This window comes from Brachybacterium tyrofermentans, from assembly GCF_014897585.1.
GTDB classification, from domain to species: domain Bacteria; phylum Actinomycetota; class Actinomycetes; order Actinomycetales; family Dermabacteraceae; genus Brachybacterium; species Brachybacterium tyrofermentans.
Genome location: NZ_JABUXW010000011.1, coordinates 152,091 through 167,361, shown reverse-complemented (window position 1 = coordinate 167,361; position 15,271 = coordinate 152,091). Strand labels below are relative to the sequence as shown.

The window sequence follows — 15,271 nt, the reverse complement described above, 5'->3', positions numbered from 1 at the left end:
GCCCCCATGATCCCAAACCACGAACCGTAAACTAACTAACGACACGCGCCACTAGGTACGTAGACCCCTTTTGTCAGGACGTTTCCACGGCCATTCTGGTAACGAAACGATAACGATCCCCAGACGTGCAGGTCAGAGCCTTGACCTCCAAGCGCTTCAACCCCTCCCTACCAAGTGGTCGGGCCGTCCTCCCCCAGCACTCACCTGCACCTTGAGAGATAGCAGGCACCCCTTCGACCTGCCATGACGTGCACGCCGCTGTGCAGCTCGAGCGCCTGAAGGTGCACCTGCTATCCCAGGCGCCGGCCACCTAGCAGGTGCACAGACTCGCAGGTCAGTACGCTAATCCGACCCCAGGGCATCGTGCTCGGGGAGGAGAGGGAGCGATGATCGAGAGCGTGACGAGCACCTGGCGTGCAGCAGTGCTGGACCTGGACCACGGGATCGGCGTAGCTGTCGAGGTGCCGCACTGGTGCGACTGCGCCGCCTGCATCACGACGTGGTGGGAGGACCGCACCTCGTGGGAGGGGGACCTCCTGGCGTTCGACGTAGTGCCCGTGGCCCTGCTACCCGACGAGCCCGACCGCCTGCCCCTGATGCTCCTCGGCACCTGCGCCGCCTGGGACGAGAACGGCGACGAAGTAGCGCTATGGACTCCCGACGCCCTCCCCGTGCACGAGCTCGGTGCCGACGCCGTACAGGAGCACCCTGCCCTCCCGTCACTCTGGGGCTCACTGGAGGACCTGGTGCAGCTTCTCGACCTTGAGACAGACCAGACCTCGTGAAAACACAGAGCTCTGTGTCTGTCCTGTGTTTTGCCGTCCCCATGCATATCTCAGCGTCAACAACTACGCACAGGATCTAGCCGTGTCCAGGCACGACGCAGACGGTTGGTGCAGGTGGCAGACTAGCTAACCGAGAATCCGTCGGTCGCGGGTTCAAGCCCCGCCTGGGCTACTTGACCAGCAGGTTTACCCGTTTCGGTACATTCCGGGCCGCGGAGGAGCGAGTTAAGAGCGAGAAATGATCTCTCGTATGTCACGCGAGAGCCTCCGCAGCCGAAATGATCCGGTTCATCGACGTGCACCGTGATCAGTTCGGGGTCGAGGCCTTCTGCCGCGTGCTCAGCGCGACAGACTGTGGGTTCCTCACCTCCCGCAGCTATCGAGCCGCGACGCAGCGCCCGAGCTCTGCCCGGGCCCTCCGCGACGAGGTGCTGATTGGTGAGATCCGACGGATCCACGCCGAGAACTACGGCGTCTACGGGTATCGCAAGATGCACCAGGCGATGCGCCGGGCCGGTTGGGACATCGGCCGGGACCAGACTGCTCGGTTGATGAAAGTAGGTGGCCTGGAAGGGGTTCGCCGTGGCCGCAAAGCGCTCACGACTACCCCCTCGGGAGTATCCGATCGTCGTCCTGACCTGGTTGAACGGGACTTCACTGCGCTTGGGCCGAACCAGCTCCGACCCGAGGTGCGGTCGAGAATCGTTGCGGCCCAGGAGCGCTTCGACGACATCGACGACAGGACATCGACGGCGGAGCTCGACGGCCTCGCGGCGGAGCTCGCCGGTATTGCAGAAGATGTCCTGCCCGAGGCACCGAAGGTCACAGGCGAGCAATCGCGCCTCGTGCTCACCCTGGCCGAACGCGACCAGAACAAAGTTCAACGAGCATTCATGCGTCGCCTCTCTGGCGGCGAGCAGGACCGCTGACCGTAGACTCAGCACCTGCCCAATGCCATGGTTACCGGCTCGACCACGCGTCAGTGTTGACCATGGCACCGAGCTCGATGTGGCCGGTGGTGACGGGATACTGGCGGAGGCAGGCCCGTCTGCGAGGGTCCTCGTGCGATCGCGGCCGTATTCGAGGTACTCGGCGATCTCGGCGGCTGCTCCGACCAGCGTCCTCTTACCGTTGGCCCGCCAGGCAATCCCGGCTCATCCGCGCCGAAATAGGCCTCGTCCACTTCTCCGGTGCCGATCAGGCGTCCCCGTCCCGGACGCACGAGAACCGACCGCAGACGACGGAGATCGCCCGAGCCGTTGCCCACCAGTCCGTTCTGTTCATCGGAACGCCATGACCTGACGCACCGCGGTGCGTCCACGCTCGCACGCTGGGCTGGTCCACTGCATGACACAGCGCTGTCTGAAGACAATCTTGAGACGGCGTTCGATCTCGCGCGTCATCCTTTTGACCGCACGAGTAAAGGTGGACCTACCCTCCTGGTGTATCTGAGGATCGTGAGTAAAGCCGCGGTTAAATTTTCAAGCAGGACGTTCCATGCCTCCGTAGATCGAGCGGCGCGGCCCGTACGTTGAACTCACTGCCCACGACATGAGCCGGCGCCTCGCTGCTTGCTCGGCCGTCGCTGTGGCGCTGACGAAGTCATCGACTCCCTCTCGTCTCGAGGAGGGAAAATTACGGAGTAGAACCATGGCCCAGACCAACACCCACCGCGCCTTCGGCCGAGCAGTGACCCCCGCCGGGACCGCTGGCCGCGCTCTGCGGGGCACCGGCGGTGCCGCTGTCCTCGGCACAGTCGTCATCGGCTCCGCTCTGCTCGCGGGCCCGGCGCAGGCCGCTCCTGCGGCGTCACCTGCCGCGCCTGCCGCTTCGGCGGCAGCTGCCGCTCCGGCTGCGCCGGCTCCTGCGCACGCGAAGTCTGCCGTGGCATCCGAGAAGCTGCGGTGGGGCTCTGAGGGCACCGCCGTCGAGCAGCTCCAGTCGGCCCTGAACGAGCACGGTGCTTCGCTGTCGGTCGACGGCAAGTTCGGCGGACTCACCAACGGGGCCGTGAAGGATTTCCAGCGCAGCCACGACCTTCAGGTCGATGGAGTCGTGGGACCGAAGACCCAGGGCGCGCTGACTGGCAGCGCCGCGCCGGTCTCCGGCGGGGGGACCTCTGTTCCTGCCGCCGCGTCCTCGGCGAGCAGCTCGGGGCAGGCGATCGTCGACGCCGCGCGCAGCCAGGTCGGCGTCACGTACTCGTGGGGCACGTCCAAGCCGGGCGTCAGCTTCGACTGCTCGGGCCTGAGCGCCTACGCGTACGCACAGGTCGGTATCGATCTGCCCCGCACCTCGTCTCAGCAGGAGGCGGCCGGCACCACGATCTCGAAGTCCGAGGCCCAGCCCGGCGACCTCGTGGTGTGGCCCGGCCACCTGGGGGTCTACGCGGGTGGCGACACGGTCATCGACGCCGGCAACAGCGCCGGTTCCGTCACCGAGCGGACCATCTGGGGCAATCCCACCTTCGTCACGTTCCGCTGATCCGACGCGCCGACACCAGTGTAACGGGAGCCCCGACCGGCGGTCGGGGCTCCCTTTACGCAGAGATGCCGTGCCTCAGGCGATGGCGTCCAGCAGGTCGGCACGAGCCTCTTCACAGCGGCGGCAGACGTCCGCCCGTGCTGAGTCCTCGTGCATGCCGGCATGCTTCTCGCGCCCCTCGGCGCCGGCCCGGCATGCTGCCTGACTCGCCTCGAGCTGGGGCACGACTGAGGGCGACGTTGTGCCCGCCTGACGGGATCCGACCCGTCAGATGGCCTCGCAGTCATCGGCGACATCCTGCTTCCTGCGGATGAACGGGGTCAGGCCGGTGACCGCGACTTCGTCCGAGCACGTGCCTGCGCACGCCGTGCAGGTCCGGTCGCCCCCGAAGCCGGCCCGGATATATGCGGCGAGCATCTGCTGGTCGATCGCGCCGACGTCTTTCGGGTGGGTCCGAAGCCTCGATGCGACGTGCGGAGCTCGGCCTGCTCCTTCTCGCTCCCAAGAGACAAGCGTTCACCAGCCCGTTCCTCGACGGCAGCCAGCGCGCCATGAGCGGCGGACGTGAGTGGGCCGTGTGGTCTTGAGACGGTAGTGACCCACTGGTGAACAGTGTGCTCAAGAGAACCGGATCTGATCTTGAGGAGACCTTGACCCACGGGTCATAAGCTGGCACAAAGTATCCTCTGACTAGGAGAAACGTATGCAATCCCGTCGTTCTTTCGGTCGACTCGCAACCTTCGTCGTTGCCGGTTCGATCGTCCTTGCTGGATGCTCTGACAGCGGGTCTGATGGCGGTCTGACCTCGGGCGGGTCAGAGGCGTCCGATGGTGATGGCCACGGGGACATGGAGCACCCGATGGACGGCGGGCCTGCCCCCGAGTGGATGCTGCCCGCGGAGGATCCCGAGTATCCAGTCGGCGCGGAGGTGACGCTCACCGCGGACCACATGGAGGGCATGGAGGTAGCCACGGCGACGATCTCGGGCGCCTTCGACACCACCACCTATTCGGTAAGCTTCACGCCCACCGATGGCGGCGATCCGGTCACCGACCACAAGTGGGTCGTCCACGAGGAGCTCGAGAACCCGGGCGAGGCATCGCTAGCCGAGGGCACCGCGGTGACCATCACCGCCGATCACATGGCCGGCATGGAGGGCGCCGAAGCCACCATCGACAGCGTCATCGAGGAGACGGTGTACATGGTCGACTACGAGTCCGACGGGATGATGATGACGAACCATAAGTGGGTCGTCGAGAGCGAGATCGAGCCTGCCTGATGAACGCACTCCCACGGCGCCGCGGCCGCGGCGCCCGACTTCCCCGACGTTCGCTCATGATCGGTGCCGGACTGTTCCCGATCGTGATCGCCGGCTGCGGCACCGGCGTTGCCGAGCGCACGGTCGCCACGGGCGACGAGGACCTGCTCGAAGCGCACGGCTTCGCAGACGCCGACGCGCGCGCGATCATCGATCAGCTCGAAGCGCTCCCGGTGGCCGAGCGCCCTCAGGACCTGATCGCGAGCGTCACCCCCGTGTCACTCCAGCTCCAGGACGAGGTAGGACGCGAGGCTGAGCTGCCCCTGCCTGAGGGCCTGTTCTACCTGTCGGTGGCCCCGTACCTGGAGACCACCCATGAGTGCGCCTTCCACAGCCTCACCACTTGCCGCGGAGAGCTGAGCAACCGCGAGATCACCGTGAGGGCGGTCGACAGCAGCTCGGGAGAGACGCTCGAAGATGGCACCCGCACGACGCATGACAACGGATTCCTCGGTCTCTGGATGCCGCGCGGCATCACCGTCGAGCTCACCTGCACCGTCGAGGACGTCACCGGGACCGCTTCGATCGACACCCAGGCGGAGGATGCTCTGACCTGCCTGACCAGTCTCCAGCTGACATGAGCGGCCCGAGCCGGCGCACTGTGCTCCGCCTGACCAGGGACTTGCTCGCCGGCACCCCTGTCATCTAGGCGTGCGGCGGCAGCTGCTCGAACGCGGCGAGCGATGCGAGTGCCGGGAATGTCTCCGGAGATGGTGTCGTGGTCGGGATCCCCCTGAATGTCGCGGGGACCCCTGGAGATCCAGGGAAGGACCGACGACCGCGACGCCGTCGAGTCCACGGCGCTGCTCGGCTCCCCGTGGTGATCACTGTCCGGTTCGCCTCCCGCCCACCGTGCCGGCTGGAGGCCCCGGCGCTGAAGACGGCTGCGCCGAGCACGGGCCCCGGATCGGCAGCTTCACCACGATCGTCCGCCCGCTGAGCCCGCCCTCCGCGACGGCCCAGCGCTCAGCGGTCGCGCGGGGAAGGCTGATCGTGAAGGTGGCTCCCCGGCCGGGCCCGTCACTCGAGGCGGTCATGATCCCGCCGTGCGCATCGACCAGGGCTCGACTGATCGTCAACCCGATGCCCGACCCCGAGTTCTCGCGGGTGCGGGAGGTGTCGGCGCGGAAGAAGCGTTCGAACAGGCGGGGGCCGTCCTCAGTGGTGAATCCTTCGCCGTCGTCCGCCACCGTGATCTCCACCGTGCTGGCTCGCGTGGTTGCCGAGACGGCGACGGTGCCTCCTGCCTGGGTGTGCCGCAGAGCATTGCTCAGAATGTTCCCGAGCACCTGGGAGAGGCGGTCCGCGTCTGCTTGGATCGTCGGAGGTCGGCCCGGTGCAGTCTCGAGGGTCAACGACACGCCTGCTGCCTCGAACCTCTCCTCCCATTCCTGGATGGTCGACTCCAGCAGATCGTCGACGGTCATGGGCCGGAGCTCCACTGGGAGCTGGCCCTCCTCGGCCCGGGACACTTCGCTCCCGTCGTCGGCCAGCCGGGACAGTCGCACGGTCTGGCTGACGAGGACGGGCATGGCCGCCTCCGGCTCGATGACCCCGTCGGCCATCGCCTCATGATGCGCCGAGAGCGTGGCGATGGGTGTGCGCAGCTCATGGGCGAGATCGGAGAGGAGTCGTCGTCGGGTCTCTTCGACGGCATCGAGCTGTGCTGCCATGTCGTTGAGTGTGGCCGCCAGCGCGTCGAGCTCGGTCCCTGAGCCGAGGGCAGGTACTCGGGTGGAGTAGTGGCCCCGCGACAGCTCGTCGACAGCCTGGGTGAGGCCGACGAGTGTCTGGCGGAGTCGTCGAGCCAGTCGCCAGGTCACGAGTCCCGCCGCCAGGAGGGAGACGACCAGTCCGACGCCGAGGGCCAGCGCGAGCGCATCGCGGTAGGCACGCTCGATATGGAGAAGCTCCGCACTGCCGACGGGAAGGTCGGTCTGGAGCAGGTGGTAGTGGAAGACGGCGGGCCCGATGAGCACCGTCAGGACGGTGATGCTGAGGGCGCCCGCGAGCAGCACGATGAGCTGGCCGGTCATCAGCCGTGAGGCCAGGCTCGTGCCAGAGGGATCCGTGCGAGCCGATGAGCTGGGTGCGGTCACGAGCTCACCCCTTTCCCATCCGATATCCGATCCCGCGCACCGTGGTGACGTAGCGCGCGGACTCCGCCGTCTCCTCGAGCTTCCGTCGCAGGTTGGCGATGTGCACATCGACGATGTGGTCGTCCCCGACCCAGCCGTCGCCCCACACGGTCTCCATCAGCTGGCGGCGGCTGAATGCCTGCCCGGGTCGATCGGCCAAGGTCATCAGCAGGCCGCGCTCGGTAGGGGTCAGCGGAACCGGCCGACCGGCGAGGCGCACCTCGTGCGCAGTCATGTCGATCTCCAGGTCCCCGAAGGTACGTACCGTTCGCCGATCGGGTGCCTCGAACTCGGAACGGGATCGCCGCAGCACTGCCTGGACCCGGGCGACGAGCTCGCGCACGCTGAAGGGCTTGGTGAGGTAATCATCAGCGCCCGCCGACAGGCCGATCAGGCGATCCACCTCCTCGGTCCGAGCCGTCGTGATCAGCACATAGCAGTCGGAGAACGCACGGATCCTCCGCATCACCTCCAGCCCGTCGAGACCGGGCAGTCCGAGATCGAGGATGATCACATCCGGCGACACGATGCGAGCCAGCTCCACCGCCTCCGGTCCGCTCCGCGCACTGGCCGTCGCGTAGCCGGCCGTCGCCAAGTACGCCTGGATCACATGCGAGAGCGCCACCTCGTCCTCGACGACGAGGACCATCGCTGCCGCTCGATCCGATTCACTCCTCATGAGCACCAGTCTGATCCTCGATGCCGGGCGCCGTGGCGCTGCGAGGCCGTTCACGGAACATCTAGAGCAGATCTTGAGGTGTCCCCGCGAAGCGCTGCCTGCTGACCGGAGGTCCCAGACGGCGCCGCGATCGAGGCTCACAGCGGAATCCACACCCTCGACACATACCCCCTACGGGTATACAGTCGGGGCTATGAACGCTGACGACCACTCACCCCGTCACGCCCGCGGAGATGCCGGCATGCAGCACTCCCATCCCTCCCCCACCTCTCATGGCGCCCATCCTCGCGCCGCGGAGCACGACGCTCCCCGCACCCACCGCGACCACGGGCCCCTCGACGTCGGCGACGGTCCCCCGGGACACGACGACCACTCGGGCCACGACGACCAACCGGGCCACGAGGGTCACTCCGGGCACGGTGGCCACGCCGGCCATGGAGACCATGTCGGGCAGTTCCGTCGGCTGTTCTGGATCAACCTGCTCATCGCGGTTCCGGTCGTCGTGTTCTCGCCGATGTTCGCGATGCTGCTCGGCTACAGCATTCCCGAGTTCCCCGGCGCCGCCTGGATCGGTCCTTTCCTCGGCACCGTCATGTACATCTGGGGCGGGCGCCCCTTCCTCACCGGGGCCGTCTCCGAGATCCGTTCGCGCCAGCCCGGGATGATGCTCCTGATCGGGCTCGCGATCACGGTCGCCTTCCTCGCCTCCTGGGGAGCGACCCTGGGGCTCCTCGACCACCAGCTCGAGTTCTGGTGGGAGCTCGCCCTGCTGGTCGTGATCATGCTGCTGGGGCATTGGGTCGAGATGCGTTCTCTCGCCCGGACGACGTCCGCGCTCGACTCCCTCGCCGCGCTGCTTCCCGACATGGCCGAGCGCATCGACGGGGACGAGCTGGTGAGCGTCCCGCCCGCCGAGCTGCGACACGGGGACCTGGTCCTGGTGCGACCCGGAGCGAGCGTCCCGGCCGACGGCACGATCCGCGAGGGCCGCGCCGACGTGGACGAATCCATGGTCACCGGCGAGTCCCGCCCCGTGTCGCGATCCACCGGAGACTCCGTCGTGGCCGGCACGGTCGCCACCGATTCCAGCCTCCGCATCGAGGTCACCGCCACCGGCGACGAGACCGCGCTCGCCGGCATCCAGCGCCTGGTGACCGAAGCCCAGAACTCCTCTTCCCGGGCCCAGCGCATCGCAGACACCGCTGCGGCGTGGCTGTTCTGGTTCGCGCTCGGAGCCGCCGTGATCACCGCGATCGTCTGGTCGCTGCTCGGCATGCCCGACGAGGCCGTGGTCCGCACGGTGACCGTCCTGGTCATCGCCTGCCCCCACGCCCTGGGCCTCGCGATCCCGCTGGTCGTCTCGATCGCCACCGAGCGCGCTGCCCGCGGCGGCGTCCTGATCAAGGACCGCCTGGCGCTGGAGGCGATGCGGACGGTCGACGCCGTCCTGTTCGACAAGACCGGCACCCTCACCACGGGCGAGCCCAGCCTCGCCGAGATCATCACCGTCGGCGTCGACGAGACCGAGGTGCTGGCCCTGGCGGCCGCCGCCGAGACGGAGAGCGAGCACCCGCTCGCCCGCGCCATCATCGCCAGAGCTCAGGCCGAGGGGACACAGATCCCTGCGGGCTCCGACATCAGCTCCACCCCCGCTCTGGGCGTGAGCGCCCAGGTGGACGGGCACGAGATCCGCGTCGGCGGTCCACGCCTGCTCGACGAGACGGGAGCGGGCGAGATCGCAGAGGCCGAGGCCTGGCGCCAGGAGGGCGCGATCATCCTCCACGTCCTCCGTGACGGCGACGTGATCGGTGGCCTCAAGCTCCACGACGAGGTGCGCCCCGAATCTCGTGAGGCCATCGATGCCTTGCACAGCCTGGGCGTCGAGGTCGTCATGATCACCGGCGACGCCGAGGCGGTCGCGAACAGCGTGGGCCGTGAGCTCGGGATCGACCGGGTCTTCGCCGGGGTGCGCCCCGAGGACAAGTCCTCGAAGGTCGCGCAGCTCCAGAAGGAGGGCAAGAAGGTCGCGATGATCGGCGACGGCGTCAACGACGCCCCCGCCCTCGCGCAGGCCGACGTCGGCATCGCCATCGGTGCGGGCACCGACGTGGCGATCGCCTCGGCCGGGGTCGTGCTCGCCAGCTCCGATCCGCGCTCGGTGCTCTCGGTCATCGAGCTCTCCCGCGCCGCCTATCGCAAGATGGGACAGAATCTCTGGTGGGCTGCGGGGTACAACTTGCTGTCCGTGCCGCTCGCGGCCGGAGTCCTCGCCCCCATCGGATTCGTGCTGCCGATGTCCGTCGGCGCGATCCTCATGTCCCTGTCCACCATCGTGGTCGCCCTGAACGCCCAGCTCCTGCGACGACTCGACCTCCGACCGGAGGCGAGCGTCGCCGCCGTCCGCACCCGCCGCTGACCCGCACAGAGCGACGGGAGCGCACGACGCCAGAGAGGGTCAGCCTCGAACGTCGGCCCCGAGGCCGTGCCGTCTGTTCCCGAGCACCCGCTCGCAGTTCGCGGCCTCTGCCGCTGCAGAGAACGACGCGTAGCCCCCGGGGCCGTCCACGCGGGCCGGCTTGCGCGCGGCCCAGACGCGGCGGGTGGTCCGCAGGGTGAGGTCGGATCGATCCAGGATGCTGTGCGGACCGGCGGTGTCGAGGAGCTCGTCGAGCGCCTCGACGTCCTCGGCCGGAAGGAGTCCCGCGGACGCGCGGCGGAGTCCCGTGAACACGGCGAGCGCATAGGGCCCGATCGCGTCGCTCCGGGCGGACTCGATGGTGACGTCCAGAGGCAGATGAGCAGCGACGTCCAAGCCGGCGGCGGTGAGCTTCGGCGCCCAGTCCGCACCCCGATGGGGCATGTGAGCTGTCGTCGCCGGGGCGAGGGCAGCATGGCTGCGCTCCTCGAGGCCGGGGCGGCTCTCCGGGGCGTCCGGTGGGAGGAATCGGGGCATGCCGGAGAGCTCGAGGACGACGAACAGACCCTTCGGCTCGAGTGCCTCGCGGACGGTGCGGATCGCGCGATCAGGGTCGGCGAGGTGATGCATCGAGGCAGAGGCCCAGACGAGATCCGGCCGGCCCAGATCAGGCCAGTCTGGCGCGTCGAGATCGACCTCGAGCGTGCGAACGCGGTGCTCGAGACCCTCACGGCGCGCACGGTCCCGGAGTAGCTCGAGGTGCTCTGCCGACGAATCGACAGCAGTCACCGTCGCGGCGGGGAACGCGCGGAGCAAGGCGAAGGTCCCCGCGCCCGTCCCGGCACCGAGATCGACGATCCGCGCCGGAGCGCCGTGCACAGGCATCCACGCGATCACCGCCTGGAGATGTTCCGCCATGACGTCTGCATCCAGCTCGAGCACCTGCGCGATGCTCCCCGCGGCGCCGCCCCTGATCGCAGAGTCGTCACGCGTCGTGCCGTCCGTCGGAGCGATGTCGGCGAGACCGGGGCCGCCGACGTGGTGGCGGTGGCTCCCGGGAATGGAAGGGCTCAGGCCCGATGGATCTGTCTGCATGCATCCAGGATGCCCAGTCATCCCATAATGCACAACGCGCTTTGCGATAACCGCAACATCTGCTCTGGGGCAGAACTACTTCCCGGGTCGGCTGGACTGCTGATGGGCCTGTTCGCCCTCTGCATCGAACATGGTCAGGAGCTCGACCGTCCCCTCGAGCGTGCCGATGGAGTGCGGTGTCATGGTGCTGAACTCCGCAGCCTGGCCGGCCTCCACGGTGATCCGTCGCTCCCCCAGATGCAGCATCGCGACTCCCGAGAGGACCATGAACCACTCTCGACCAGGATGGACGGCCAGACTTCCGGGCCCATGCCGACGCTGGCTGGTGATGCGCATCTTGGCCACCATGGCCCCGCCATGCTGCGGGGAATCCCGCGAGAGCGCCCACACGGTCAGGCCCGGTTCCTCGTGGGCGACCGGGCGGATGACCACGTCGTCGTCCTGATCCGAGGCGACCAGCTGATCGATCGTCGTCTCCAGCGCCCGGGCCAAGGGGGCCAGCTGCTCCAGGCCGATGCTGCGATGGCCGGTCTCGATCCGGCTCAGGGTCGATGTGCTGAGCTGACAGCGCGCCGCAAGAGCCTCCAGGCTCCAGCCCCGTGCCTGACGCAGCCCCCGGATGCGCTGCCGCACCACGGTCGACACCGCGGACCCGGAATCGACGTTCTCGCTCATGCCTCTACGACCTCTCCTCGACGGTCCACTGAGTATGGCGGGTCCCGCGAGAGAATCCTCCGTGCTGGACAGCGCGCGTCGTGCGGGCGGGTGCTCCGTAGAGGCGACGAGACGGCGGTGTGCCGGGACACGACCGGTCAGTCAGCGCGGAACGCCTGCTCTGCGGGGATCTCAGCGACCGGAGCGATGACGACGTCATGGATCTTCCACTCCACCTCCGACAACGCGGTGCGGAGATCCTCGCAGTGCTGACCGGTCACCACAGCGCCCTCGACGGGCACGACGAACATCTCGACGTGGAAGACGTGCCCCTCGTCGCGGACCCTGCCCACGGCGTCGGCCACCCACGCCGTGCTCCGAGCGACCTCCTCCACCTTCTCGGTCAGGGGATGAGGCTCCTTGCCGTCGAAGGTCCGGGCACGACCGTCGGTGAGACCACCGATCGATGCCCGCAAGTTCTTGACCCCGTCGTGAAGGATCGAGATCGACACGACGATCGCCGCGATGGAATCCGCCCACCACAGACCGACACCGATGCCGAGCACCCCGATGATCGTCGCCAGGGCGGACGTCCAATTCGCCTTGTTCATGTCCGCGTCGGCGTACAGCACCTTGTCGTGCAGCGACTCCGCGAGCTTCATCTTCCGGCGACCGATGAACACGGGCGGGATGCTCGTCACGACCATCACGCCGATCATCAACCAGCCCGCCCAGATCCCGTGACCGAACAGGACGATCAACCCGACGGGCGGCCGCTCGACCTTCACGAGCGTCATAGTCGAGTCGATAACCAGGAATGCACCCATCGCCAGCAGCGAGGCGGCCGCGACCACGTGCGCGACCCCGATCGAGCGATGGTGACCGTAGGGGAACTCCCTGCTGGACGGCTTGCGGATCCGGCGGGCGGCGACCAGGAAGGCGATGGGCGGCAGGAGGGACATCGAGTCCTCGAGCCAGGCGACCTTCATCGCCTGCGAAGACCCCGCCACGATCGCGACCGCCAGGATCGAGACGACGAGGACGACGATGGAGACCCACTGGAACCGGATCGTCGACGCCAGGATCTTCTGCTGCTCCTCGGGCAGGGCATCGCGCCCGGACGTCGAGGTGCGTTCCGGGGCCGGCTCGCCGCGCTCGTTCACAGCTCCCCCTTCTCCTCGGCGAGGAACCGTTCGAGGGAGACCTGCAGAGCGTTCTCGCCGGGCCGGACGCCGATGACCATCTTCTCCGTCGAGCCATCGACGCCGCGGGATTCCTGGTACGGCCGGGTCGGTGAGATCTTGTCCGACCAGGGGGTGTCGGCCGTGAGACCGCCGATGATCAGATCCAGCTCGTTGTCCGTCATCATCGTCGCCAGGTCGCTCATCGCCGCGGTCTCCCAGTGGATGCTCGCGCCGATGCGTGCCGCATAGCCCTCGATGAGGTCCGCTTCCGTCCCGCTCACGCTGCCGGGGGAGTCGAACTCCGTCCACGGCGCGTTCTCGGAGGCGCCGACGTACAGGGTGCCCCCGGTCGCCCGACGCAATGCTCCCTGGGAGTCCCGAGGGAGGGCATCCGAGCAGCCGGCGAGCAGAACTGCGCAGGAGCCCGCCAGGAGCAGGAATCCGCGGCGCGACCCTGAGGCGGTCATGGCGTGTCCTCCGAGATCTCGTGGACTGGGGTGGATGGACCCTACGCCACCCCTGGTCGCTCGGCTGTCATCTCGATGAACCGACCTCCGACGGCGGAGGTCCGTCCACGAGGGATCGAGGACCTTCGCCGCCGCACAGCCACCAGGCGGCTCCCCCTCAGGATCCGCTGTACTGCGCGCTCACATGGTGCACCTGACCGCCCCAGCCGTCCTCGGGGAAGGCGTCGGACACGCGCAGGTAGACATCCTTGTCCTCCCCCTCGAGGTACGGAGCCAGGTCGAAGGTGTGATCGGCGCGGTTCGAGGCATCTCGGAGCGGCTCGTCCTCGGCGAGCACCCTGGTCCAGGTCTCCCCGTCGGCCCCGAGATCCACCAGATACTGGTTGCTGATCGTGACCGTGAGCTCCGCCGTCGCCGTGCTCGCCGGGAACGGGAAGCGGTAGATGAAGTAGCTGCTCCCGTCGGCGAAGCGGCCGGGCTCGTCGGTGACGCCGGAGCCGCCGGCGTCCCACAGCCAGGGGCCGTCCTGGGTGCCGCCGTCGAAGTCGATGCTGCGGGCCACCACGACTTCGCTCCGGGCTGCGTACTCCAGGCCGCCGGGAGCGCTCGCTGTCACGGTGATCAGCTGGGTGCCCTCGGCGGCGTCGGCCGGGACTGTCACCTGCACCGGGACCGTGGCGAGCACCGGTTCGCCCTCGGTCTCCGAGGTCTCCAGGCTGACGTGGTCCGCGGCCTCGAGAGCCCAGCCGTCGGGACCCTCGGCCTCGAGGCGGATGCGCACGTCGCGGGCCGGCGTGGAGGTGATCGCGACGTGCAGCTCGAGGTCGACCGTCATCAGGTCCGTGTCGGGCATGACGACCGGCGCCTGGGAGAGCGAGGCCGACAGCGACCGCCGTGCGCCGTCCTGCGGAAGATCCGCGATCAGGGCGGAGAGGGCGCTCGCCTGGGTGCGCCAGTCGAAGACATTCGGGGACGCCTCGGTGCTCGCGCCGGCCCAGCGCACCCCGAGCTCGTCGGTGATGCTGCGGTCCTGCTCCCAGATCGTCGCCGCCTGCGTCGCGACGACGTCCTGGTACCGGGCATCGCCCGTGGTGTCGGCGAGGTCCATCAGGTAGCGCAGGAAGATGCCCTTGAACTGCTTGTGGTTGTCGTTGGTGCTCTCCCCCAGCACATCGGTCCACTCGGTGAGGATCCCCTCCGTGAACAGGGCTCCCTGTGCGAGCGCCGAGTCCGCGAAGTAGCGCGCCTGCTCCAGCAGCTGGGGATCACCCGTGGCACGCCACAGCTCCAGAGGGGCACCGATCGCCAGACCCTGGTTGTACGTGTAGACGTGGTCGCCGTTGTTCTCGCAGGCATCCGTCAGCCCGTCGTTGAGCAGCCCGGCCTCGTTGGCCATTCCGCTGGCGAGATACCAGTCCCAGGCCACCTGGGAGCGCTCGAGCCAGGCGGAGTCGCCCGGGAGGCGGTTGTGCAGCTCGGCCGTCAGGCGGATCCACTGCCCGTTGGTGACGGCGTTCTTGTAGGTGCGCTCCTCGTTCCACCAGATCCCTCCGTCGCAGGTGCTGGGGTCCCAGAAGTCGTCCATGAACTCGCCAATGGTCACGGCCATGTCGAGGTATTTCTGCTCGCCGGTGAGGTCGTAGGCGGTGATCCAGGTCAGCGCCCACCAGCCCGAGTCGTCGATGGCGCGGCTGGTGAAGTTGCCGTACAGCTCATCACCGGAGAGCTCCCCGGCTGGGAAGGGGCCCTTGTTGCGTTCGAAGGTGTGGTCCAGCTGGTCCAGATAGCGACGGTCGCCGCTGCGCAGCATGTAGTCGCCGATGGTCTGCAGGGCGACGGCGGAGTTCCACCAGCTCGAGGGGAACCATGCCTTGATCTGGTCGTAGTCCCCCATCAGCACATCCGCGGCGACCCGAGCACGGGCGAGCGCCTCGTCGCCTCGGACCCGTGGGAGCTCTGGCGGCGCCGCGTTCGCGACGGAGGCTGCTCCGAGCGCTGGCAGGGCGGCGGCGGTGAGGGCGGCAAGGGTGCGGCGTGACATCTTCATCGAT

The 15,271-nt window shown here is 68.2% G+C and carries 13 protein-coding genes; 6 read left to right on the top strand and 7 right to left on the bottom strand.

All coding sequences use genetic code 11. The features are described from left to right. Positions 1-386 precede the first annotated feature (386 nt). The 5 genes from INT49_RS10125 to INT49_RS10105 all read left to right on the top strand — a co-directional run bounded on the left by INT49_RS10125 (position 387) and on the right by INT49_RS10105 (position 5,168). Positions 387-785: a hypothetical protein gene (locus INT49_RS10125; protein ID WP_193117604.1), complete on the top strand. Its 399-nt coding sequence runs from the start codon at positions 387-389 to the stop codon at positions 783-785. A gap of 278 nt (positions 786-1,063) precedes the next feature. Further along, complete coding sequence (locus INT49_RS10120) at positions 1,064-1,714, top strand: IS3 family transposase (protein WP_193117603.1); 651 nt, start codon at positions 1,064-1,066, stop codon at positions 1,712-1,714. 721 nt (positions 1,715-2,435) lie between these two features. Then, positions 2,436-3,269 (top strand): C40 family peptidase, encoded by an 834-nt coding sequence (locus INT49_RS10115; protein ID WP_193117602.1) that lies wholly within the window; start codon positions 2,436-2,438, stop codon positions 3,267-3,269. A 703-nt stretch (positions 3,270-3,972) separates the two neighbouring features. Continuing rightward, positions 3,973-4,548 carry a YdhK family protein gene (locus tag INT49_RS10110; RefSeq protein WP_193117601.1) on the top strand — a complete coding sequence of 192 codons (576 nt, stop codon included), beginning with the start codon at positions 3,973-3,975 and terminating at the stop codon, positions 4,546-4,548. After that, the gene (locus tag INT49_RS10105) at positions 4,548-5,168 is read left to right on the top strand and encodes a CueP family metal-binding protein (RefSeq protein WP_226850169.1); all 621 of its coding nucleotides are present in this window, start codon (positions 4,548-4,550) and stop codon (positions 5,166-5,168) included. Before INT49_RS10110 ends, INT49_RS10105 begins: the two co-directional genes overlap by 1 nt. A 243-nt stretch (positions 5,169-5,411) precedes the next feature. Here INT49_RS10105 and INT49_RS10100 read toward each other — a convergent pair whose 3' ends face one another. Both INT49_RS10100 and INT49_RS10095 read right to left on the bottom strand, forming a co-directional pair. Continuing rightward, positions 5,412-6,623, bottom strand: a complete 1,212-nt coding sequence (locus INT49_RS10100; protein ID WP_193117621.1) for a sensor histidine kinase — start codon at positions 6,621-6,623, stop codon at positions 5,412-5,414. 67 nt (positions 6,624-6,690) lie between these two features. After that, entirely contained in the window at positions 6,691-7,404 is a 714-nt protein-coding gene (locus INT49_RS10095) for a response regulator transcription factor (protein WP_226850166.1), read from the bottom strand. Positions 7,405-7,597: 193 nt separating this feature from the next. Between INT49_RS10095 and INT49_RS10090 the strand changes: the two genes are divergently transcribed. After that, positions 7,598-9,820 carry a heavy metal translocating P-type ATPase gene (locus tag INT49_RS10090; RefSeq protein ID WP_226850163.1) on the top strand — a complete coding sequence of 741 codons (2,223 nt, stop codon included), beginning with the start codon at positions 7,598-7,600 and terminating at the stop codon, positions 9,818-9,820. A 39-nt stretch (positions 9,821-9,859) separates the two neighbouring features. On the opposite strand, the gene INT49_RS10085 is transcribed toward INT49_RS10090, so the two are convergent. From INT49_RS10085 to INT49_RS10065, 5 genes are all read right to left on the bottom strand, one after another. Then, a complete protein-coding gene (locus INT49_RS10085) occupies positions 9,860-10,915 on the bottom strand; it encodes a class I SAM-dependent methyltransferase (RefSeq protein ID WP_193117600.1) in 1,056 nt (351 codons plus the stop codon). A 75-nt stretch (positions 10,916-10,990) separates the two neighbouring features. Next, positions 10,991-11,590: a helix-turn-helix domain-containing protein gene (locus INT49_RS10080; RefSeq protein WP_193117599.1), complete on the bottom strand. Its 600-nt coding sequence runs from the start codon at positions 11,588-11,590 to the stop codon at positions 10,991-10,993. Between the two features lie 137 nt (positions 11,591-11,727). After that, entirely contained in the window at positions 11,728-12,732 is a 1,005-nt protein-coding gene (locus tag INT49_RS10075) for a cation diffusion facilitator family transporter (protein WP_193117598.1), read from the bottom strand. Then, positions 12,729-13,220, bottom strand: a complete 492-nt coding sequence (locus INT49_RS10070) for a transporter substrate-binding domain-containing protein (RefSeq protein ID WP_193117597.1) — start codon at positions 13,218-13,220, stop codon at positions 12,729-12,731. Before INT49_RS10070 ends, INT49_RS10075 begins: the two co-directional genes overlap by 4 nt. A 157-nt stretch (positions 13,221-13,377) precedes the next feature. Further along, the gene (locus tag INT49_RS10065) at positions 13,378-15,267 is read right to left on the bottom strand and encodes a glycoside hydrolase family 76 protein (RefSeq protein ID WP_193117596.1); all 1,890 of its coding nucleotides are present in this window, start codon (positions 15,265-15,267) and stop codon (positions 13,378-13,380) included. Between the last annotated feature and the right edge of the window lie 4 nt (positions 15,268-15,271).

Bases quoted from the DNA above. Each gene is read 5' to 3' on its own strand.
- INT49_RS10110 (WP_193117601.1), top strand. From the start codon at position 3,973: ATGCAATCCCGTCGTTCTTTCGGTCGACTCGCAACCTTCGTCGTTGCC.
- INT49_RS10090 (WP_226850163.1), top strand. From the start codon at position 7,598: ATGAACGCTGACGACCACTCACCCCGTCACGCCCGCGGAGATGCCGGC.
- INT49_RS10070 (WP_193117597.1), bottom strand. From the start codon at position 13,220: ATGACCGCCTCAGGGTCGCGCCGCGGATTCCTGCTCCTGGCGGGCTCC.
- INT49_RS10065 (WP_193117596.1), bottom strand. From the start codon at position 15,267: ATGAAGATGTCACGCCGCACCCTTGCCGCCCTCACCGCCGCCGCCCTG.
- INT49_RS10115 (WP_193117602.1), top strand. From the start codon at position 2,436: ATGGCCCAGACCAACACCCACCGCGCCTTCGGCCGAGCAGTGACCCCC.
- INT49_RS10085 (WP_193117600.1), bottom strand. From the start codon at position 10,915: ATGCAGACAGATCCATCGGGCCTGAGCCCTTCCATTCCCGGGAGCCAC.
- INT49_RS10105 (WP_226850169.1), top strand. From the start codon at position 4,548: ATGAACGCACTCCCACGGCGCCGCGGCCGCGGCGCCCGACTTCCCCGA.
- INT49_RS10080 (WP_193117599.1), bottom strand. From the start codon at position 11,590: ATGAGCGAGAACGTCGATTCCGGGTCCGCGGTGTCGACCGTGGTGCGG.
- INT49_RS10120 (WP_193117603.1), top strand. From the start codon at position 1,064: ATGATCCGGTTCATCGACGTGCACCGTGATCAGTTCGGGGTCGAGGCC.
- INT49_RS10095 (WP_226850166.1), bottom strand. From the start codon at position 7,404: ATGAGGAGTGAATCGGATCGAGCGGCAGCGATGGTCCTCGTCGTCGAG.
- INT49_RS10100 (WP_193117621.1), bottom strand. From the start codon at position 6,623: ATGACCGGCCAGCTCATCGTGCTGCTCGCGGGCGCCCTCAGCATCACC.
- INT49_RS10125 (WP_193117604.1), top strand. From the start codon at position 387: ATGATCGAGAGCGTGACGAGCACCTGGCGTGCAGCAGTGCTGGACCTG.